Here is a 17,304-nt window from a genome sequence, read left to right on the forward strand (position 1 = left end):
CCCTCAGTGCCGGTATCGGTCGGCGAGCGTCAGGAGCGCCTGGGCGAGTTCGGTGAGATTGGCGGAGGCCGCTTCCACCTCACGGGTCCCGGCGGCGGTCTGCTGGCTCGCCTGCCGGATGTTCTGGAGGGCCCCCATCACCTGCTCGATTCCGAGTTGCTGCTGGTTGGTCGAGGCGACGATCTGCTGGAAGGTCTGGACGCTCTCCTCGACCTTGGCGGTGATCTCCTCGATGGTCCGCTGGGTCGTGTCCGAGCGGGCCTTGCCCGTGCTCGTGCGCTTGACCGCCTCTTCGGTGAGCATGACCGAGGTGTTGATGCCCCTCTGGATCTCCGACAGGATGGTGCGCACCTGCGCGGTCGCCGCCTTGGCCTGATCGGCCAAAAGCTTCATCTCCGAGGCGACCACGGCGAAGCTCCGGCCGCTCTCGCCCGCCGCCGCCGCTTCGATCGCCGCGTTGAGCGCCAGCAGATGGGTGCGCTCCGAGATGTCGTTGACGGTTGTGATGATCTCGCCGATCGCCTGCGTCTTCTCGCTGAGCGAGACGATGTTGCCGGCGACGGCCTCCGCCTGCTCGCGGATGGCATCCATGGCCTTGGCCGTATCGGCGACAGCCCTGAGGCCTGCCCGCGAGATCTGCGCGGTCGATTGCGCGGTGGCGATGACCTCGCTCGCCCGCTTGCCGATCTGGGCGCCGGAATGGGTGATCTCATCCACCGTGGCGGCTGTCTCCTGCACCGCCGCGAACTGCTCCTCGACGCTGGCCGCCTGTTCCTGGGCGGAAGCGCGGATCTCGGCGGCAGCGGCATTGAGGTCGGACGTGGCCGCCCGATTGGTCCGGGCGAGGTCGGCAAGACCCGAGACCATTCTGTTCAAGGTCGATGCGAGACGGCCGATCTCGTCGCCCCCCGTACGGTCGAGGGTGCGGGTCAGGTCGCCCGATCCGACCTGCTCGGCGAAGGCCATGACCTCTTCGAGGGGCTTCACCACGCCCCGGCGGATGAGGCCGGTGACAACGATGCTGAGGAGAACGCACAAGGCGAGGATGAGCACGATGGAGACGAGGCTGCGCTCGTAGATGTCGGTGGCCCGGCGCTGGCCGGCATCGATCCCCTGATCGAGCAGGTCGCGGGTGCGGTCGAGATCGCGCAGGAACTCGTCCTGCAGGCGGTTCAGATCGGAGTTGCGGGCCTCCACCCCATCGACATCCTTGGCCGCGATGGCGGAAAGCTGAACTTCGCTGGCGGTCCGCAGCTTCCGGAAATCCGTGGCGGCAATAGTCGCGGATTCGCCGAGCCTCTTCCAGATCGCGGCACGCTCCGGCGACGGCGCCGTCGCGGAATAGCCGTCGGCGGTGCGGACGGTGTCGACGAGGATAGCCTCGGATTCGGAGGCGACGCGGCGCCAGGTGTCGATGATCGCGGCGATCTCGGTATCGGGCCGGTTGCGCATCAGCGCGGCGATCACGCCGTTGCGCCGAAGGTTGCCGAGGTCACGAGACTTGTTGCCGAGATCGTCGAGCTTGCGCGCGATGGTGAGGTCCCGCGAGACGATCGTCGTCGTGTTGTCGCGGACGGCCCCGATCTGGCTCAGCGCATAGGCGCCCAGTCCGACCATCACCAGGGTGACGACGACGAAGCCGAAGAGGATCCGTTTTCCAATCGAGATCGACACGCTTGGCGATGCTCCGAAACCGCTCGACGGGGAAAGGCCAGATGAGCCTTGCCGTCAGCTTTGAGGCAGGTATCGCCGCAGGAGGCGCGGCAGATCGATGACGACGAAGCCGGCCTCGCCGCCCTGGCGGGCGGCGTCCTGGCCGGGTGCCGGTGCATAGCCCGAAACCGCGTCCGCACCCAAGCCGCCGAGATGAAGCGGGGCACTCGCGAAGGCGCCGTCCACATCGCTGACCGCGAGAACCCGGTCGACGGCGAGGGCGAGCGGCATGATCCCTCCGCGAAGCACGAGGATATGTCCTGCCGAGGCCGGCATGTCGCCAGGCCTGGCCGAGACCGGTCGCCGCAGCGCACCGGACAGGCTGAGGACGCTGACGACGCGACCGGACAGGGCGATGAGGCCCAGCAGCTCCGCCGGCGCCCCCGGCACCGGCGTATAGGAACGGGCCGGCACCACCTGCGCCACCGCCTCCAGGGGCAGGCCGTAGCGATCGTCGCCCGACTGGCAGACGAGGAAGGGCGTCATCGCGACCCGAGCCGTGCTCTCCCGTCCACGGCGGGCCAGGGCAACGGTGCGCTCGGCGAGGAGGGCGGCCACGTAGGGATCGACTTCGGCAGTCCCGGCGGGCGGTTCGATCACGATACGGGTTTCCTCATGCGCATGCGGGCGGCATCGGCATTGGCGACCAGTTGCCCGGCGGTCAGGCCGTCTCCTTCCGCCACGGAGGCGTCGGACGGCTGGGCCCGGCCGAAGCGGATGGCGTTGTCGAAAGCCCGATCCGCCTCCGCGTGCCGGCCGATGGCGGCGAGCAGAAGGCCGAGTTGGTAATGCGCCATCGCGAAGCTCCGGTCGAGATAGAGTGCCCCGCGCAATGCCCGCTCGGCCTCGGCCTCGCGCCCGAGCCCATAGGCGAGAAGCCCGTCATAGTAGTGGAGTCGCGCGTCCGTGGGCGTGGCGAGGAGGGCATCGCGGACCATGCGCCAGCCCTCGGCGATCCGGCCGGAATCCCCCAAAGCCCGGATCGCATCGAGAACCGTGTCCGGATCTTCGGCTTCGACGGGCTCCGCGAGCGGCGGGATGGTCTCGACGACGACGGGTGGAAGCGGGACGAATCGCGGCAGCTCGACGACGGGGGGAAACGGCTCCGCGACCGTCACCGGAGGCAGGACGATGGGCGGCGCGGGGGGCGTGACGGCGACGGCATCGCCGCCGAGCGGTCGGTAGGCCACCGTACCGGGCAGGTTCATCGGCTGCAGCGTGCCGGCGAAGGCCGGGTTCGGCTCGGCATGGCCGATGAGCAACCAGCCGTCCGGCACCAGCCGGCGTCCCAGGGCGCGCACGATTCCGAGGACAGCATCGGCCTGAAAGTAGATCAGCACGTTGCGGCAGAGGATGAGGTCGAAATCGGCGAAATGCGATGGCGCCGTACCGTCGAGAAGACTCACCAGGTTGTGGTGCTCGAAGCGCACCATCCTTCGAAACTCGGGCCGCAGGGTGAAGCTGCCCTCGCGCGCGATCCCCGGCACCGAAGGACCGCAGACGAAATAGCGGGCATGCTCTTCCGGCGGCAATGTCCGCAGGGCCCAGCGCCCGAACAGCGCCGCCCGCGCCGTCGCCAGCGCTTCGGTGCTGATATCCGTGCCGGTGATGTCGATCCGCCACTCGTGCAGCGCATCGCCGAGGAGTTCGTGGATCAGGATCGCGATGGAATAGGGCTCCGCCCCGGTGGAACAGCCGGCGCTCCAGATCCGCAGGGACTTCGCCTCCGCCCGCGCGGCGATCAGGCCGGGCAGGATGGTCCCGCGCAACGCCGCGAACTGCTCGGCGTAGCGGAAGAAGAAGGTCTCGCCGATGGTGATCTCGGCCTCCAGGGCGGCCCATTCCGCCGGTCCGGTGGCCTCGCCGTCGAGATGCGCGAGATAGGCCTGGGAATCGGCAAGGCGGCAGGCCTTGAAGCGCTTGCGCAACCGGTCGAAGAGCAGATCGTCCTTGTCGGCGTAGTAGTGATGCCCTGTCCGGGCGATCACCTTGTCCTTGAGGGCGGGAAACCCCGGATCGATCTCCGCGACGGCACGCACCGGGCGCTTCATGCGGCGGACTTCCCAGACAGAACCACTGTCGGGCCTACCTCGTTCGGACGCGGCATGCGGTTCACGCGTCTTCGAGACGGGCGAGATCGGACAGGCGCGCGGCGGCGGCCTCCGTCAGCGCCTGCACGCGGCGGCGCTCCTCGGCGTCGAGGAGCCGGTCCATGCCGAGGATCTGGGTGAGCTGCTCGCCCTGTACGATCTCGCCGACGACACAGCCGTTGAGACTGGTCTCCGGCGCCCGCGCACGGACGGCGTCCGGGGCGACGAGAACCAGATCGCGGGCGCGGTCCACCAGGATCGCCGTGCCGCGATCGGCCGACAGCAGCAGGTGGCGGTAGGGATCGCCCTCCCGTGCGGGCATGGGCGGCAGCATCAGGAGCCGGCCGAGATCGATCACCGGCACCGTCGTCCCGCCGAGATCGAGGAACCCGGCGAGCCAAGTACCCATCAGGGTGGGCGGATGGAGGCGGGGGAGGGGCAGGACCTCGCTCACGGACGAGCGTCGCATCGCGAAGCCGGTGCCGGCCACGTCGAGGATGAGATAGGCCGTCATCTCGGACTGAGGCATCGTCCCGGCGGGGTCTGAGGAAGTACGATTTCGGATCCCCGCCAGATAGGACGACAGGGCGCTCCGGCGCAAACGGGTTCGCTATCCCAATGCCGCCGGATGCAAGGCGATCGAAGGCTGCCGCGTGCAGCCAAGAGAGCGGCCGGGGCGCAACCTTCCGGGCCGAACGGAGCGGTCTCGCCGTACCGTCGAAAAGCCGCTTGACCTGGAGCGCACTCCAGCTCGTAGACAGCCTTTACCGAAGGGGTTTCGCGATGAGAATCAGTGCCTTCGCAGCGAGGAGCGGGCTCAGCGTCGACACGCTTCGATACTACGAGCGGATCGGATTGCTCCCTCGCAGCGGGCGCGATTCCGGCGGTCGGCGGGATTACGGAAGCGACGACCTCGTCTGGGCGACCTTCCTTCGCAAGCTCCAGGCGATGGATATGCCCATGCGCGAGCGGCTCGCAAACAGCCGTCTGCGCGCGGAGGGCGACGCGACACTCGAAGCCCGTCGCAGTCTCCTCGAGGCGCATCGCATCGCGCTGATCGCGCGCAGGTCGGAACTGTCGGACCTCATCGCGGGACTGGATGACAAGATCACCCACTACCGGGCCCTGGAAGCAACGCGCGAGAGCAAGGACAATGACGATGACCCGACGTACCGTGCTGACCTCGGCAACGGCCCTCCCGCTGGCGGCCCAACATGCCGAGGCGCAGGAAGCACCGACTGAAACCCGCTATCAGCGCGGACTGGCTCAACTGGAGGCCATCAGCGGCCCGCACGGCGCGGCGGTCGTCAGAAGTCTCGACGACATCGCGCCCGATCTCGGCCGATACATCGTCGAGTTCGCTTACGGCGACGTATTTTCCCGCGACGGGCTCGATGTGAAGACGAGGGAGATCGCCACGGTCGTCGCCCTCACGGCGATGGGAACGGCCGCGCCCCAACTCAAGGTCCACATGCAGGCCGCCCTCCGCGTCGGCGTGACGCCGGCGGCCTTGATCGAGACGATCATGCAGATGATTCCCTATGCGGGGTTCCCTGCGGCGCTCAACGCCGTGGCGATCGCACGCGACGTTTTCGCCACCGACCATCGATGAGCCTGCCTCTGATTGGCCGTTGACCGTGATGGATTGCTTCTGTATTTAGACCCCTCGAAATGTCGATTCGCCATTCGGCGGGTCACAGAGCAAAGTTTTCAAGTCGATGCGTGTCATCCTTATCGTAACGAAAGCGCCACCGACGGGGCGGTCCTGACAGCAGGATCGCGATCCGGATGGTGGCGCATGCAGGGTCCTTCGGGGCCCTTTTTTGTTGCCTGAGCCAAGACGTGACACGGAACGAGCAACCGGGTTTCAGGGAGTTGAGACGATGAGCGGCGAGGTCATGACCGGGGCCGAAATGGTCATCCGGGCGTTCCGGGATCAGGGTGTCGATACGCTGTTCGGGTATCCGGGCGGTGCGGTGCTGCCGATCTACGATGCACTCTTCCACCAGGAAGAACTGAAGCACGTCCTCGTGCGGCACGAGCAGGGCGCGGTTCATGCGGCCGAGGGCTATGCCCGCTCCTCGGGCAAGGTCGGCTGCGTCCTCGTCACCTCCGGCCCCGGCGCCACCAACATCGTCACCGGGCTCACCGACGCGATGCTGGATTCGATCCCCCTCGTCTGCATCACCGGCCAGGTCCCGACGCACCTGATCGGCACCGATGCGTTCCAGGAATGCGACACGGTCGGCATCACCCGCCACTGCACGAAGCACAATTACCTGGTCAAATCGATCGACGACCTGCCGCGCATCCTGCACGAGGCCTTCTTCGTCGCCTCGAACGGCCGGCCGGGCCCCGTCGTGGTCGATCTGCCGAAAGACATCCAGTTCGCCAGCGGGATCTACGAGCGCCCCACCCATAACGGCCACAAGACCTACCGCCCCGCCTTCAAGGGCGACGCGCAGGCGATCCAGTCCGCCGTCGAGCTGATGGCGAATGCCCGCCGTCCGGTCCTCTATACCGGCGGCGGCGTCATCAATTCCGGCCCGCACGCCTCGGCGCTCCTGCGCCAGCTGGCCGAGGTCACCGGCTTTCCCGTCACCTCGACCCTGATGGGTCTGGGCGCCTTCCCGGCCTCCAACCCGCAGTTCCTCGGCATGCTGGGCATGCACGGGACCTACGAGGCCAACCTCGCCATGCACGAATGCGACGTGATGGTCTGCATCGGCGCCCGGTTCGACGACCGCATCACCGGCCGTCTCGACGCGTTCTCGCCGTTCTCGAAGAAGATCCACATCGACGTCGACGCCTCCTCGATCAACAAGGTGGTCAAGGTCGATGTCGGCATCGTCGGCGATTGCGGCTCGGTGCTCGAAGACATGCTCGCGGCCTGGAAGGCCCTGCCCAAGCGTCCCGACCAGGGCCGCTTCGACGAGTGGATGGCCAAGATCCGCACGTGGAAGGCGCGGGACTGCCTCGCCTATTGGCCGTCGGGCACGATCATCAAGCCGCAATACGCGGTGCAGCGCCTCTACGAGGCCTGCAAGGACCGGAAGACTTTCGTCACCACGGAGGTCGGCCAGCACCAGATGTGGGCGGCGCAGTACTTCAAGTTCGACGAGCCGAACCGTTGGATGACCTCCGGCGGCCTCGGCACCATGGGCTACGGCCTGCCCGCGGCCATCGGCACCCAGCTCGCCAATCCGGACGGTCTCGTCATCGACATCGCCGGCGAAGCCTCGATCCTGATGAACATCCAGGAGATGTCGACCGCCGTGCAGTATCGCCTGCCGGTCAAGATCTTCATCCTGAACAACGAGTATATGGGCATGGTGCGGCAGTGGCAGGAGCTGCTGCACGGCTCGCGCTATTCGCAGAGCTATTCGGAAAGCCTGCCGGACTTCGTCAAGCTGGCGGAGGCCTATGGCGCCAAGGGCATGCGCTGCGACAAGCCGGGCGAGCTCGACGGGGCGATCGCCGAGATGCTGGCCCATGACGGCCCGGTCATCTTCGATTGCATCGTCGACAAGAAAGAGAACTGCTTCCCGATGATCCCGTCGGGCAAGGCGCACAACGAGATGCTGCTCTCCGACTACCTCGGCGAGACCGGTATGGACCTCGGCGACGTGATCTCCGAGGAAGGCAAGATGCTGGTCTGACCGACGGCACGGAGGAGAGACGTGATGAACGCCATGAACACACACTACCCCGATGCCGGTCGGGTCGAGCCGATCAACCGGCACACCCTCGCCGTCATCGTGGACAACGAGCCGGGCGTCCTCGCGCGGATCGCGGGGATGTTCTCGGGACGTGGCTACAACATCGAGAGCCTGACGGTGTCGGAGACCGAGGTGGCGCGCCACATCTCGCGCATCACCATCGTCACCGCCGGCACCGATGCGGTGATCCAGCAGATCAAGGCTCAGCTCGACCGGCTCGTGCCCGTGCACCGGGTCGTCGACCTCACGCTCCAGGGCAAGGCCCTCGAGCGTGAGCTCTGCCTCGTCAAGGTGGCGGGAACGGGCGAGCACCGCACCGAATCGCTGACCCTCGCCGCCGCCTTCGGCGCCAAGACCCTGGACGCGACCCTGAACTCCTTCGTGTTCGAGGTCACCGGCACCACCGAGGAGATCGACCGCTTCATCGGCCTGATGACGGTGATCGGCCTCGTGGAGATCTCCCGCACGGGCATCGCGGCCATGGGGCGTGGCTCGGAAGCGATGTGAGGCTTTTTCGCCGACGGTGATAAGGTGCCGGAGATGTGCCGGGGATGATGCGATGAGAGCGAGGCTGGAACGGAGTGGGGACGATTTCGTCCTCTCAGTGACCCGAGAGGACGTGCGGAAGCTCGGTCTTGTCGAGGGGCAGGAAGTGGACATCGATCCGGTGCCTGCTCCCCTCGCACCTCCGCCCGCCCGCCGTTACGTCAACGGGTTCCCCGTCTTCACGATGGCGGAAATGGCTGCGGAGATGAGGAGACTCGGGCCTGATTTCGAGCCTCCGACCGTCGATTGGGGACCGGATGTCGGTTCCGAGATCATCAATGATGACGATCCCCGCTGATCGGCCGCATGAGCCGGGTGACCTGATCCTCGTCGATCTCGACCCCGTTCTCGGAACCGAGCAACGCGGAAAGCGACCGGTCCTCATTATCTCGACCCTGGAGATGAACACGCTGACCCGGCGGATCATCATCTGCCCGGTCACCCGCAATCGCGATCCCTGGCCGACGAAAGTCTTTTTGCCCGAGGGGTTAGGCGCTGACGGCGCAGTCCTCGCCGATCAGGTGCGTTCCATCGACCGCAGAGCGCGCATCCTCCGCTCCCTCGGGACAGTCCCCGATCCCATACTCGCGGAAGTCCGCGCCAAGGTGGCAGCGTTGATCGGCTTGCAATTCGATAGTGAGACCGAGGAAAGCTCAGCTCCATGACCACCCTCTACTACGCCCCCGGCGCCTGCTCGCTCGCCTCCCACATCGCCCTCGAGGAGACGGGAGCGCTCTACGAGACCGTGCGGCTCGACCTCGCCAAGGGCGACCAGCGGGCGGCCGAATACCTCGCCGTCAACGAGCGCGGCCGCGTGCCGGCGCTGGTGGAGGAGGATTGGGTGCTCACCGAGAACACCGCTATCTTGCGCCACATCGCGCGCAGTCATCCGCAGGCCGGCCTGTGGCCGCAAGCGCCCCGCGATCAGGCGCGGGTCGACGAATGGCTGGGCTGGCTCTCCACCGGCCATCACATCGCCTACGCGCATATCCGCCGGGCCGAGCGCTACACGAGCGATGAGACGGCCTTCCCGGGCATCCAGGCCAAGGGAGTCGAGACCTGCGGCGACCTCTTCACCATGACAGAGGTCAAGCTCTCCAACGGTGGCTGGGCCGTCGGCGAAGCCTACAGCGTCGCCGATCCCTACCTGTTGCTGTTCTGGACCTGGGGCCGCGGCCCGACGCTCGGTTTCGACATGGCGGAGCGCTTTCCCCATTGGACCGCGCATGCCCGCGCCATGGCGGCGCGGCCCGCCGTGCAGGCCGTGTTCGCTCGCGAAGGCCTCAAACTGCCTGAATAAGGTTCGACCGGGGGTACACCGCCTCTTGTCCGGGAAACCGAATCGGCCTATGCCGCCGCGTACCGTACGGTACGGTACTGGTTTTCTGGAAGCATGAGCGCGACGGTCGCACGCGACGAGACGGTGCAAGAGGCGCCCTCGGCCCGCCAACAGGCGGTGCTCGATGCCGTGCTCGCTCTCCTCGTCGAAGAGGGCGACCAGCTCACCATGGACGCGGTCGCGCGCCGGGCGAGCTGCTCGAAGGAAACCCTGTACAAATGGTTCGGGGACCGGGACGGTCTCCTCACCGCCACGGTGCGCTGGCAGGCCTCGCGGGTCCATGCGGGGCGCGACGCGGTGGGCGTGCTCGATGCGGCGACCCTGCGGGAGCGCCTGCTCGATTTCGCCGTGACCTGGCTCGATGTGATCGCAGGCCGCACCTCGGTGGTGCTGAACCGCATCGCCATCGCGCATGCCGGGTCGCGCAAGGGCAACCTCGGCGCCATCGTGCTGGCGAACGGGCGCCTCGCCATCGGCGGGCGGGTCAAGCCCGTGCTCGAAGCGGGCCGTGCGGCCGGGCTCCTCGCCTTCGAGGACAGCGAGACCGCCTTCCGGACCTTCTTCGGTCTGGTCGGGCGCGACGTCCAGATCCGACTTCTCCTCGGCGACGCGCTCGACCTCGACGCCGCCGAGATCCGACGCGACGCGGCCCGCGCCGTCGACCAGTTCCTGGCCCTCTACGGCCAGGCCCGACCCTGACACCCCACGCGAAAAGGACATTCCATCATGCGGGTCTATTACGATCGTGACGCCGACCTCAACCTGATCAAGGGCAAGAAGGTCGTCATCGTCGGCTACGGCAGCCAGGGCCATGCCCACGCCCTCAACCTGCGTGATTCCGGCGTGAAGGGCATCGTCATCGCCCTCCGCGAGGGCTCGGCCACCGCCAAGAAGGCGGAGCATGAGGGCTTCACGGTGATGAACGTCGCCGACGCCGCCAAGCAGGCCGACGTCGTCATGATGCTGACCCCGGACGAGCTCCAGGGCGACATCTACAAGGAGTCGCTCGAGCCGAACATGAAGCAGGGCGCCGCCCTCCTGTTCGCCCACGGCCTCAACGTCCACTTCAACCTCATCGAGCCCCGCAAGGACCTCGACGTGCTCATGGTCGCCCCGAAGGGCCCCGGCCACACCGTGCGCGGCGAGTACCTCAAGGGCGGCGGCGTGCCGACCCTGATCGCCATCGCGCAGGACGCCTCCGGCAATGCGCACGATCTCGGACTGTCCTACGCTTCGGCGAATGGTGGCGGCCGCGCCGGCATCATCGAGACGACCTTCAAGGAAGAGTGCGAGACCGACCTGTTCGGCGAGCAGGCCGTGCTGTGCGGCGGCCTCGTCGAGCTCATCAAGGCCGGCTTCGAGACCCTGGTCGAGGGCGGCTACGCTCCCGAAATGGCCTATTTCGAGTGCCTCCACGAGGTGAAGCTCATCGTCGACCTCATCTACGAGGGCGGCATCGCCAACATGAACTACTCGATCTCCAACACCGCCGAGTACGGTGAATACGTCACCGGCCCGCGCATCGTCACGAGCGAGACCAAGGCCGAGATGAAGCGCGTACTGGACGATATCCAGTCGGGCAAGTTCACCCGCGACTGGATGCTGGAGAACAAGGTCGGCCAGACCTCGTTCAAGGCCACCCGCGCCAAGCTCGCCCGTCACCCGATCGAGGAAGTCGGCTCGAAGCTCCGTGGCATGATGCCGTGGATCTCCGAGAAGGCCCTGGTCGACAAGTCCAAGAACTGATTTTTTGTGATGGGCGGCCGGGCTTCGCTCGGCTGCCTCATCGCGGAGAAAGCCGGCTTCGTGCGAGCGGGGCCGGCTTTTTCGTGCGCGACCGGGCAAGGAAGTTTATCTCGGGAGATGACGCTCCCATTGCCCGCCCCTCGATCTTGCGAAGGCCGCCCTCTCCCGAACCAGTGCGGAAGAGCGGCGATCTCTCTGCCGTCATGGCACCTGACCGAGCGTCTCCTCGACGAGGCGAGGGTTCTTGTCGAGGAGAGCCAGGAGTACGCGCGCCGGCCCCTGAGGCTGGCGACGTTGATGCTCCCATTGCCTGAGAGTTGCGACGGGCACGCCTATGCTCGCGGCGAAGGCTGGCTGTGCCTTGCCGGTCCGCTTGCGGATCCCGGCGACATCGACGGTCTCGGGGACATGGACGACGAGACCGGCCGGCATCCCTCCCAGCGCGTGTTCCTCGGCTTCCCGCAGAGCGGAAAGGGTTCGTTCGAAAATATCCCTGCCCATGGTCGACCTTGCTCCTGTGAGAGGGCGATGCCCTGGTTGCCGTATGGATGCGCGTCACCTTCCACGCTTCTGCCAATGCGCCTTGATGGACAGCGTCAGCCGCGCCAGTTGCTGGACTTCCGCCGGCGAGAAGTTCTCCCGGTCCGCCTTGCTCAGAACCGCCAGGAGGTAGACCGGTGCATCGGGCCCGACATAAGCAGCAAGAACGCGATAGCCGCCGCTCTTGCCCTTGCCCCGCCCGGCGACGCGCACCTTACGGATACCACCCGAGCCGACGATGAGATCACCCGCCTCCGGGTTCGCGGCGAGCATGTCCTTGAGGGCCGTCCGAGTTGCGGCCGGCATGCGCTCGGCATCCGCATCCCTGACGAACTCGGAGGTTTCCGCGACCGTATGCAGGGGCGAGGGCATTCCGATCGTCTAAGCCAACACCGTCCATACGTCAACGACGTACGCCACCGACCTCCATGAGCGATCCGGCCCGGCAGTCGGCGGCTCTGAAGCGAAGGGGGGAGAGACGGACGCCCCCCGTTGTACTCTTAAGCAAATCCGGCGATCATGCTCCGTAACGGCTGCCCATCTGAGAGCGGCCGAAGGTTGGAGGACACCCATGGCTTCGCTCTATTACGACGAGCATCGCGCGCTTCAGGAAGAGTACAACACCGTCAAGCTCGCCGAGCGTCTCGACATCGGCTGGGTGCATGACGAGATCGGCCCCGACGAGGCCGCCTTCATCGGCAGCCGCGACATGTTCTTCCTGTCCACGGTCGATCCCGACGGCATGCCCACCGTCTCCTACAAGGGCGGCAGCACCGGCTTCGTGAAGGTGCTCGACGCCAACACGCTGGTCTTCCCCGGCCTCGACGGGAACGGCATGTGGTACTCGATGGGCAACATCGAGGGTCAGTCCAAGGTCGGGCTGCTGTTCATCGATTTCGAGACCCCGCACCGTGTCCGCGTCCAGGGACACGCCCGGATGCTGCGCGACGATCCGCTGATGGCCGAATACACCGAGGCCAAGTACCTCGTGAAGATCGAGGTGACGAAGGCCTGGGTCAATTGCCCGCGCTACATCCACAAGTACCAGAAGGTGTCGCAGAACAAATACGTGCCGCGCCCCGACAAGGAGACGCCGCTCGCCTTGTGGAAGCGCCTCGACATGGTCGGTGACGTGATCTCGGACGAGGACAAGGCGCGGGTCGAGAAGGAAGGCCAGCTCGCCCTGCCGGAATACGAGGCACGCGTGGCGCGCGGCGAGAGCTGAAACCCGGCCGCGCACCGTCCCGGCCATCGCATCCGGGTCGGTGCGCTCAGCAGGTTCGCGTCGGCGAGCCAACGCTTCACCTCGCTTAGGCCCTTGAAGTATCGCAGGTTCTGGGACGCAGAACCGGTGACCACTTTTGCGAGCCTGCTTAGTCCGCCCGGCGGGCGACGATGAAGACCCGCGGGAACGCGAGCAGGCGTCCCCCGTTGCTGCGCGGCGGATAAGCCGCATCGATCGCCGTCGCGTAGGCGGCGAGGAACCCGGCCATGTCCTCGGGGTCCAGCGGGTCGAGGAAGGGCCGGAGCCCGGTCGCCCTGACCCATTCGACGATGGCGGCGGCATCCGTCATCGGGTGATGATAGGCGGTGCGCCAGACATCGACCTCGGCCGCGAGGGGCGCCAGGAGGTCGTAATAGCCGGCCGGCTCCAGCATCCGCCCGAGCCGCCCGGCCACGGCCGGATCGCCGATGGCCCCGGCCCAGGGACCGGCACCCGCCACCTCGCGCATCATCCGGTGCGAGGGCTCGGCAAGATTGTCGGGCATCTGCACGGCGAGCACGCCGCCGGGTGCCAGGAGGCCGAGGAGCCGGGGCAGGAGCACCGGGTGGTCGGGCAGCCATTGCAGCACGGCGTTGGCATAGATCAGGTCCGGCGCCTGCTCGGGGATCCAAGTCGCCGCATCGGCCGTCGCGAAGGCGAGGCCGGGCAGGCGGCTCCTCGCACGCTCCAGCATCGCCGGCGAGGTGTCGAGGCCGATCACCTCCGCCTCGGGAAAGCGTGCAGTGATGAGCGCGGTGGAATTGCCGGGGCCGCATCCGAGATCGTAGACGAGGCGCGGGGCTTCGAGAGGCACACGGGCCAGGAGCTCGGCCGCCGGACGGGTACGCTCGTCCTCGAAGCGGGTATAGAGGGCTGGGTTCCAATCGGCCATCGTGCTCACCCTTCCGCTCCGTCGTCGTCAGCAGCCGAGCTGGTCGGCCAGATCCGTGAGGTCACGGGCTGCATAAGTGACCGGAACATTGGGCGCCGTTTCGCCACCGCCCGGCCCGTGCTCGCGCGGGCGGGCGATATGGGCGGTGGACAGGCCGTGGCTCGCCGCTGCCGCGAGGTCGCCCGAATGGGCGGCGACCATCAAGGTCTCCGCCGGAGCGAAGCCGAAGGCCGCCACCGCGTCGCGATAGAGTGCTGGTTTCGGCTTGTAATCGCGGGAATGGCCGGCACCCAGGATCGCGTCGAAGGTCAGCCCGTTGCGGCGGGCGAGGTCGGCCATCAGCCGGATATGACCGTTCGAGTTTGGCGCCAGGAGGTGGCGCGTCCGAAGGCGCCGCAGAGCGTGCGGTACGTCGGGCCAAGCGTCGAGCCGGTGCCAGGCCTGGACGAGTTCCCGCCGTGTGGCATCCGGCGCGCCGACGATGCCGAACTCCGCCAGAACGAGGGGCAGGGACTCCGCATGGAGGGTATCGAGGTCCACGAAGGGTCGCCCCCCCGAACGCACGGTCTCCATCGAAGGCCCGTAGCGCCGGCGCCACGCATCCGCGAAAGCGCCGGCATCAAGGGAGGGCGCCTCCGCGCCGAGGAGGCGTGCGGCCTCGCGGGCCACTCCCGAGCGCCAGTCGACGAGCGTCCCGAAGACGTCGAAGACGAGCGCCCGGATCATTACCGGACGGTCCGCAACCGTGGCCCGCGGCGGACGAAACCGACGATGTCCTTCACCGCGTCCAGCGTCGGGGCCGCGATGGCCTCGGCGCGCTCGGAGCCATCGGCGAGGACGGAGTCGATATAGTCGGTATCGGCCACGAGACGCTTCATCTCGGAGGCGATCGGCGCGAGGGTCTCCACCGCGAGCTCCACCAGCGCCCCCTTGAAGGCCGAGAACTGGGCACCGCCGTAATCGGCCAGCACCTCGTCGCGGGTGACGCCCTTCAGTGCCGCGAAGATGCCCACGAGGTTGTCGGCTTCGGGCCGTGCGGCGAGACCGGCCGTCTCGGAGGGCAGGGGCTCCGGGTCGGTCTTGGCCTTGCGCACCTTGTTGGCGATGGTATCCGCCTCGTCGGTGAGGTTGATGCGCGAATTGTCGGAGGGGTCCGATTTCGACATCTTCTTGGTGCCGTCCCGCAGGGACATGACGCGGGCGGCCGGGCCGCCGATCAGCGGCTCGGTGATCGGGAAGAAGCCCTCGCCCGCATCGTGCCCATGGGCGGAGATCGACTCCGAGAAGTCGTTGTTGAACTTCTGGGCGATATCGCGGGTCAGTTCGAGATGCTGCTTCTGGTCCTCGCCCACCGGCACGTGGGTGGCGCGGTAGGCCAAAATGTCGGCCGCCATCAGCACCGGATAGGCGTAGAGCCCGATCGAGGCGTTCTCCCGGTCCTTGCCGGCCTTGTCCTTGAACTGGGTCATGCGGTTCAGCCAGCCGAGGCGGGCGACGCAGTTGAAAATCCAGGCGAGCTCGGCATGGGCCGGCACCTGGCTCTGGTTGAAGACGATGCTGCGCTTCGGATCGATGCCGGCGGCGAGGAAGGCGGCCGTGACCTCGCGGATCTGGCCCTTCAGGGCGGCCGGGTCCTGCCACAGGGTGATCGCGTGCATGTCGACGACGCAGTAGAGGCACTGCGCGTCGCGCTCCTGCATCTCCACGAAGCGCTTGATGGCGCCGAGGTAATTGCCGAGATGCAGGTTGCCCGTGGGCTGAACGCCCGAGAACACGAGCTCTGTGAACGCGGTCATCGCGCGTGGTTCCTATGGCGTGATGGCGAGGGAGAAGCCGACGCTCGGGTCAGGGCACCGACGTTTGCGTTCTGAACGGCTCACCATGGGTGGTCAAGGTGCACAGCTTGACGGCATACGCCGCATCGAACCCGAAAAAGATCGAATTTTCGTACGCAATTTGGTACTGAGACGAGATCGCCTCTGCCGTTCCAGGGAGGCGGCAGGCGGTGGAGTCGTGAATGGAAGCTCAGCTGCAGAGTGTCATGGCCGATGTGGCGGTGAGTGTGTCGGAGCTGAAGAAGAGTCCGACATCGGTGATGAACCGCGCCGACGGAGCACCGGTGGCGATCCTGAACCACAACCGCGTCATGGGCTACATGGTCCCGCCGGAGACCTTCGAGGCCATGATGGACGCCATTGACGACGACGTGCTGGCGTCGATCGTGAAAGCCCGCTCCGGGGAAGTGCCCGTGCGGGTCACCCTGGATGCCCTTTGAACTCCAGTTTCTGCCGTCCGCGCTCAAGGAGTGGCACAAGCTCGGCGAGACCCTCCGGGGCCAGTTCAAGAAGAAGCTGGCCGAGCGTCTGCTGAACCCGAGGGTCGAAGCGGACAAGCTGCGCGATGCCGACCTGAAGGATTGCTACAAGATCAAGCTCAGGTCGGCGGGTTATCGGCTTGTCTACCGGGTCGACGACACGACGGTCACCGTGACGGTGGTGGCGGTTGGAAAACGGGAGCGAAGTGCCGTGTACGGGGCCGCCAAGCGGTAGCGCCTCCGCTTCCGCCTAGCCCCGCTCCCGCCCCTGCCCGGTCGGGCAGATGTCCAGCAGCACGCACCTCCCGCAAGCCGGGTTGCGGTGATGGCACACGGCCTGGCCATGGAGCATCAGGATCTCGTGGTTGTCGTAGAGATCCTGCGCGCTCCATTCCGCCGGAAGCTGCGCCCGCAGGATCGGATGCGAGGGGCCGACATCGACCTTCGCACCGATGAGGCCGGTGCGTTGCGCCACCCGGTGGTGGTGGCTGTCCACCGGAAGGGCCGGCATCCGCAACAGGCTGAACGAGAGCACCGCCGCGCTGGTTTTCGGGCCGACGCCCGGAATCGCCTCGAGCCACGAGCGCGCCGCATCGACCTCCATCTCCTTCAGGAAATCGAGCGAGAGGGAGCCGTGGCGCTCGGCCACCGCCGCCAGGATGGCACGGATGCGGGGCGCCTTCAGTTCCGGCCATGTCACGCCGGAGATGGTGGCCTCGATCTCCTCCACGGGCGCGCCCACGAGGTCGGCCCAATCCGGGTAGCGTGCCCGCAACGCTTTGAAGGCACGACCGGAATCGGCATTCCGGGTGCGGTGCGACAGGAGCGAGGAGACGAGTTCGCTCAAGGGATCGAGGCTGTGGAAATACGGAATCGGGCAGCCGTAGACGGGGCAGAGCCGGCGATGGATCTCCAGCGCCTTGTCCGTCAGGCTCGCGTCGGCGAGGTCAGCGGAGCGTCTGGTCTGCCGGGGGCGGGGGCCGGCGAGGTCGTGCCCGGATGCGATGGCCATGACAACGGAATCCGCGCCGAGTCCCGCCGGTTCCGATCCGGCGCGAGAGGAAGTGCCGCAGGGCAGCAGTATCGTGCAATAGACTGACAGTTGCGCCAAGGTGAAAGCCCGAACCTTGCGCCCCGGCGA

22 protein-coding genes are annotated in these 17,304 nt (G+C 67.0%); 12 read left to right on the forward strand and 10 right to left on the reverse strand.

Annotated features, from left to right (window positions below):
- Positions 1 to 3: 3 nt before the first annotated feature.
- From ACYQR9_RS13525 to ACYQR9_RS13540, 4 genes are all read right to left on the reverse strand, one after another.
- Positions 4 to 1,674, reverse strand: coding sequence for a methyl-accepting chemotaxis protein (locus ACYQR9_RS13525; RefSeq protein ID WP_056427397.1), 1,671 nt, complete (start codon positions 1,672 to 1,674; stop codon positions 4 to 6).
- A 54-nt stretch (positions 1,675 to 1,728) separates the two neighbouring features.
- The gene (locus tag ACYQR9_RS13530) at positions 1,729 to 2,313 is read right to left on the reverse strand and encodes a chemotaxis protein CheW (RefSeq protein ID WP_419953910.1); all 585 of its coding nucleotides are present in this window, start codon (positions 2,311 to 2,313) and stop codon (positions 1,729 to 1,731) included.
- The gene (locus ACYQR9_RS13535; RefSeq protein WP_461226632.1) at positions 2,310 to 3,764 is read right to left on the reverse strand and encodes a CheR family methyltransferase; all 1,455 of its coding nucleotides are present in this window, start codon (positions 3,762 to 3,764) and stop codon (positions 2,310 to 2,312) included. Before ACYQR9_RS13535 ends, ACYQR9_RS13530 begins: the two co-directional genes overlap by 4 nt.
- Positions 3,765 to 3,825: 61 nt before the next feature.
- A complete protein-coding gene (locus ACYQR9_RS13540; protein WP_461226634.1) occupies positions 3,826 to 4,332 on the reverse strand; it encodes a chemotaxis protein CheW in 507 nt (168 codons plus the stop codon).
- Positions 4,333 to 4,586: 254 nt separating this feature from the next.
- Between ACYQR9_RS13540 and ACYQR9_RS13545 the strand changes: the two genes are divergently transcribed.
- The 9 genes from ACYQR9_RS13545 to ilvC all read left to right on the forward strand — a co-directional run bounded on the left by ACYQR9_RS13545 (position 4,587) and on the right by ilvC (position 11,153).
- Positions 4,587 to 5,045 (forward strand): MerR family transcriptional regulator, encoded by a 459-nt coding sequence (locus ACYQR9_RS13545; protein WP_461226636.1) that lies wholly within the window; start codon positions 4,587 to 4,589, stop codon positions 5,043 to 5,045.
- A complete protein-coding gene (locus ACYQR9_RS13550) occupies positions 4,963 to 5,415 on the forward strand; it encodes a carboxymuconolactone decarboxylase family protein (RefSeq protein WP_461226638.1) in 453 nt (150 codons plus the stop codon). Before ACYQR9_RS13545 ends, ACYQR9_RS13550 begins: the two co-directional genes overlap by 83 nt.
- 271 nt (positions 5,416 to 5,686) lie before the next feature.
- Positions 5,687 to 7,462, forward strand: a complete 1,776-nt coding sequence (locus ACYQR9_RS13555) for an acetolactate synthase 3 large subunit (protein WP_311276726.1) — start codon at positions 5,687 to 5,689, stop codon at positions 7,460 to 7,462.
- Positions 7,463 to 7,486: 24 nt separating this feature from the next.
- Complete coding sequence (gene ilvN / locus ACYQR9_RS13560) at positions 7,487 to 8,029, forward strand: acetolactate synthase small subunit (RefSeq protein ID WP_018044192.1); 543 nt, start codon at positions 7,487 to 7,489, stop codon at positions 8,027 to 8,029.
- A gap of 52 nt (positions 8,030 to 8,081) precedes the next feature.
- Complete coding sequence (locus ACYQR9_RS13565; RefSeq protein ID WP_018044191.1) at positions 8,082 to 8,366, forward strand: hypothetical protein; 285 nt, start codon at positions 8,082 to 8,084, stop codon at positions 8,364 to 8,366.
- Positions 8,347 to 8,733, forward strand: coding sequence for a type II toxin-antitoxin system PemK/MazF family toxin (locus tag ACYQR9_RS13570; RefSeq protein ID WP_339160203.1), 387 nt, complete (start codon positions 8,347 to 8,349; stop codon positions 8,731 to 8,733). The genes ACYQR9_RS13565 and ACYQR9_RS13570 overlap by 20 nt, the downstream gene beginning before the upstream one ends.
- Positions 8,730 to 9,368 (forward strand): glutathione S-transferase family protein, encoded by a 639-nt coding sequence (locus tag ACYQR9_RS13575; protein WP_461226641.1) that lies wholly within the window; start codon positions 8,730 to 8,732, stop codon positions 9,366 to 9,368. Before ACYQR9_RS13570 ends, ACYQR9_RS13575 begins: the two co-directional genes overlap by 4 nt.
- Before the next feature lie 93 nt (positions 9,369 to 9,461).
- Entirely contained in the window at positions 9,462 to 10,106 is a 645-nt protein-coding gene (locus tag ACYQR9_RS13580; protein WP_461226643.1) for a TetR/AcrR family transcriptional regulator, read from the forward strand.
- A gap of 27 nt (positions 10,107 to 10,133) precedes the next feature.
- A complete protein-coding gene (gene ilvC, locus ACYQR9_RS13585) occupies positions 10,134 to 11,153 on the forward strand; it encodes a ketol-acid reductoisomerase (protein WP_374767522.1) in 1,020 nt (339 codons plus the stop codon).
- Between the two features lie 201 nt (positions 11,154 to 11,354).
- Here the strand turns inward: ilvC and ACYQR9_RS13590 are convergent, their stop codons facing one another.
- A complete protein-coding gene (locus tag ACYQR9_RS13590) occupies positions 11,355 to 11,654 on the reverse strand; it encodes a helix-turn-helix domain-containing protein (protein WP_461226645.1) in 300 nt (99 codons plus the stop codon).
- Positions 11,655 to 11,708: 54 nt separating this feature from the next.
- Positions 11,709 to 12,065 carry a type II toxin-antitoxin system RelE/ParE family toxin gene (locus tag ACYQR9_RS13595; protein ID WP_461224344.1) on the reverse strand — a complete coding sequence of 119 codons (357 nt, stop codon included), beginning with the start codon at positions 12,063 to 12,065 and terminating at the stop codon, positions 11,709 to 11,711.
- Positions 12,066 to 12,264: 199 nt separating this feature from the next.
- Here ACYQR9_RS13595 and ACYQR9_RS13600 point away from each other — a divergent pair, with 199 nt between their 5' ends.
- Positions 12,265 to 12,918 carry a pyridoxamine 5'-phosphate oxidase family protein gene (locus ACYQR9_RS13600; RefSeq protein WP_461226647.1) on the forward strand — a complete coding sequence of 218 codons (654 nt, stop codon included), beginning with the start codon at positions 12,265 to 12,267 and terminating at the stop codon, positions 12,916 to 12,918.
- A gap of 148 nt (positions 12,919 to 13,066) precedes the next feature.
- On the opposite strand, the gene tam is transcribed toward ACYQR9_RS13600, so the two are convergent.
- Genes tam through trpS form a run of 3 tightly spaced genes read right to left on the reverse strand, consistent with a single transcriptional unit; the run spans position 13,067 to position 15,645 of the window.
- Entirely contained in the window at positions 13,067 to 13,849 is a 783-nt protein-coding gene (gene tam, locus ACYQR9_RS13605) for a trans-aconitate 2-methyltransferase (RefSeq protein ID WP_461229804.1), read from the reverse strand.
- Between the two features lie 27 nt (positions 13,850 to 13,876).
- Positions 13,877 to 14,575: a haloacid dehalogenase type II gene (locus ACYQR9_RS13610; RefSeq protein ID WP_461226649.1), complete on the reverse strand. Its 699-nt coding sequence runs from the start codon at positions 14,573 to 14,575 to the stop codon at positions 13,877 to 13,879.
- Positions 14,575 to 15,645 (reverse strand): tryptophan--tRNA ligase, encoded by a 1,071-nt coding sequence (gene trpS, locus ACYQR9_RS13615; protein ID WP_461226651.1) that lies wholly within the window; start codon positions 15,643 to 15,645, stop codon positions 14,575 to 14,577. The genes ACYQR9_RS13610 and trpS overlap by 1 nt, the downstream gene beginning before the upstream one ends.
- A 221-nt stretch (positions 15,646 to 15,866) precedes the next feature.
- Here trpS and ACYQR9_RS13620 point away from each other — a divergent pair, with 221 nt between their 5' ends.
- Complete coding sequence (locus ACYQR9_RS13620) at positions 15,867 to 16,124, forward strand: type II toxin-antitoxin system Phd/YefM family antitoxin (RefSeq protein WP_244478043.1); 258 nt, start codon at positions 15,867 to 15,869, stop codon at positions 16,122 to 16,124.
- On the forward strand, positions 16,114 to 16,398 hold the full coding sequence (locus ACYQR9_RS13625) for a type II toxin-antitoxin system RelE family toxin (protein WP_056427437.1): 285 nt from the start codon (positions 16,114 to 16,116) through the stop codon (positions 16,396 to 16,398). Before ACYQR9_RS13620 ends, ACYQR9_RS13625 begins: the two co-directional genes overlap by 11 nt.
- 15 nt (positions 16,399 to 16,413) lie before the next feature.
- Here the strand turns inward: ACYQR9_RS13625 and ACYQR9_RS13630 are convergent, their stop codons facing one another.
- On the reverse strand, positions 16,414 to 17,175 hold the full coding sequence (locus ACYQR9_RS13630; RefSeq protein ID WP_461226654.1) for an endonuclease III domain-containing protein: 762 nt from the start codon (positions 17,173 to 17,175) through the stop codon (positions 16,414 to 16,416).
- Positions 17,176 to 17,304: the final 129 nt, after the last annotated feature.

The organism is Methylobacterium sp. CM6241 (assembly GCF_054817845.1).

Bases quoted from the DNA above. Each gene is read 5' to 3' on its own strand.
- ACYQR9_RS13570 (WP_339160203.1), top strand. From the start codon at position 8,347: ATGATGACGATCCCCGCTGATCGGCCGCATGAGCCGGGTGACCTGATC.
- ACYQR9_RS13535 (WP_461226632.1), bottom strand. From the start codon at position 3,764: ATGAAGCGCCCGGTGCGTGCCGTCGCGGAGATCGATCCGGGGTTTCCC.
- ACYQR9_RS13610 (WP_461226649.1), bottom strand. From the start codon at position 14,575: ATGATCCGGGCGCTCGTCTTCGACGTCTTCGGGACGCTCGTCGACTGG.
- ilvC (WP_374767522.1), top strand. From the start codon at position 10,134: ATGCGGGTCTATTACGATCGTGACGCCGACCTCAACCTGATCAAGGGC.
- ACYQR9_RS13540 (WP_461226634.1), bottom strand. From the start codon at position 4,332: ATGCCTCAGTCCGAGATGACGGCCTATCTCATCCTCGACGTGGCCGGC.
- trpS (WP_461226651.1), bottom strand. From the start codon at position 15,645: ATGACCGCGTTCACAGAGCTCGTGTTCTCGGGCGTTCAGCCCACGGGC.
- ACYQR9_RS13575 (WP_461226641.1), top strand. From the start codon at position 8,730: ATGACCACCCTCTACTACGCCCCCGGCGCCTGCTCGCTCGCCTCCCAC.
- ACYQR9_RS13545 (WP_461226636.1), top strand. From the start codon at position 4,587: ATGAGAATCAGTGCCTTCGCAGCGAGGAGCGGGCTCAGCGTCGACACG.
- ACYQR9_RS13565 (WP_018044191.1), top strand. From the start codon at position 8,082: ATGAGAGCGAGGCTGGAACGGAGTGGGGACGATTTCGTCCTCTCAGTG.
- ACYQR9_RS13630 (WP_461226654.1), bottom strand. From the start codon at position 17,175: ATGGCCATCGCATCCGGGCACGACCTCGCCGGCCCCCGCCCCCGGCAG.
- ACYQR9_RS13600 (WP_461226647.1), top strand. From the start codon at position 12,265: ATGGCTTCGCTCTATTACGACGAGCATCGCGCGCTTCAGGAAGAGTAC.
- ACYQR9_RS13620 (WP_244478043.1), top strand. From the start codon at position 15,867: ATGGAAGCTCAGCTGCAGAGTGTCATGGCCGATGTGGCGGTGAGTGTG.
- ACYQR9_RS13595 (WP_461224344.1), bottom strand. From the start codon at position 12,065: ATGCCCTCGCCCCTGCATACGGTCGCGGAAACCTCCGAGTTCGTCAGG.
- ilvN (WP_018044192.1), top strand. From the start codon at position 7,487: ATGAACGCCATGAACACACACTACCCCGATGCCGGTCGGGTCGAGCCG.
- ACYQR9_RS13555 (WP_311276726.1), top strand. From the start codon at position 5,687: ATGAGCGGCGAGGTCATGACCGGGGCCGAAATGGTCATCCGGGCGTTC.
- tam (WP_461229804.1), bottom strand. From the start codon at position 13,849: ATGGCCGATTGGAACCCAGCCCTCTATACCCGCTTCGAGGACGAGCGT.
- ACYQR9_RS13550 (WP_461226638.1), top strand. From the start codon at position 4,963: ATGACCCGACGTACCGTGCTGACCTCGGCAACGGCCCTCCCGCTGGCG.
- ACYQR9_RS13590 (WP_461226645.1), bottom strand. From the start codon at position 11,654: ATGGGCAGGGATATTTTCGAACGAACCCTTTCCGCTCTGCGGGAAGCC.
- ACYQR9_RS13580 (WP_461226643.1), top strand. From the start codon at position 9,462: ATGAGCGCGACGGTCGCACGCGACGAGACGGTGCAAGAGGCGCCCTCG.
- ACYQR9_RS13625 (WP_056427437.1), top strand. From the start codon at position 16,114: ATGCCCTTTGAACTCCAGTTTCTGCCGTCCGCGCTCAAGGAGTGGCAC.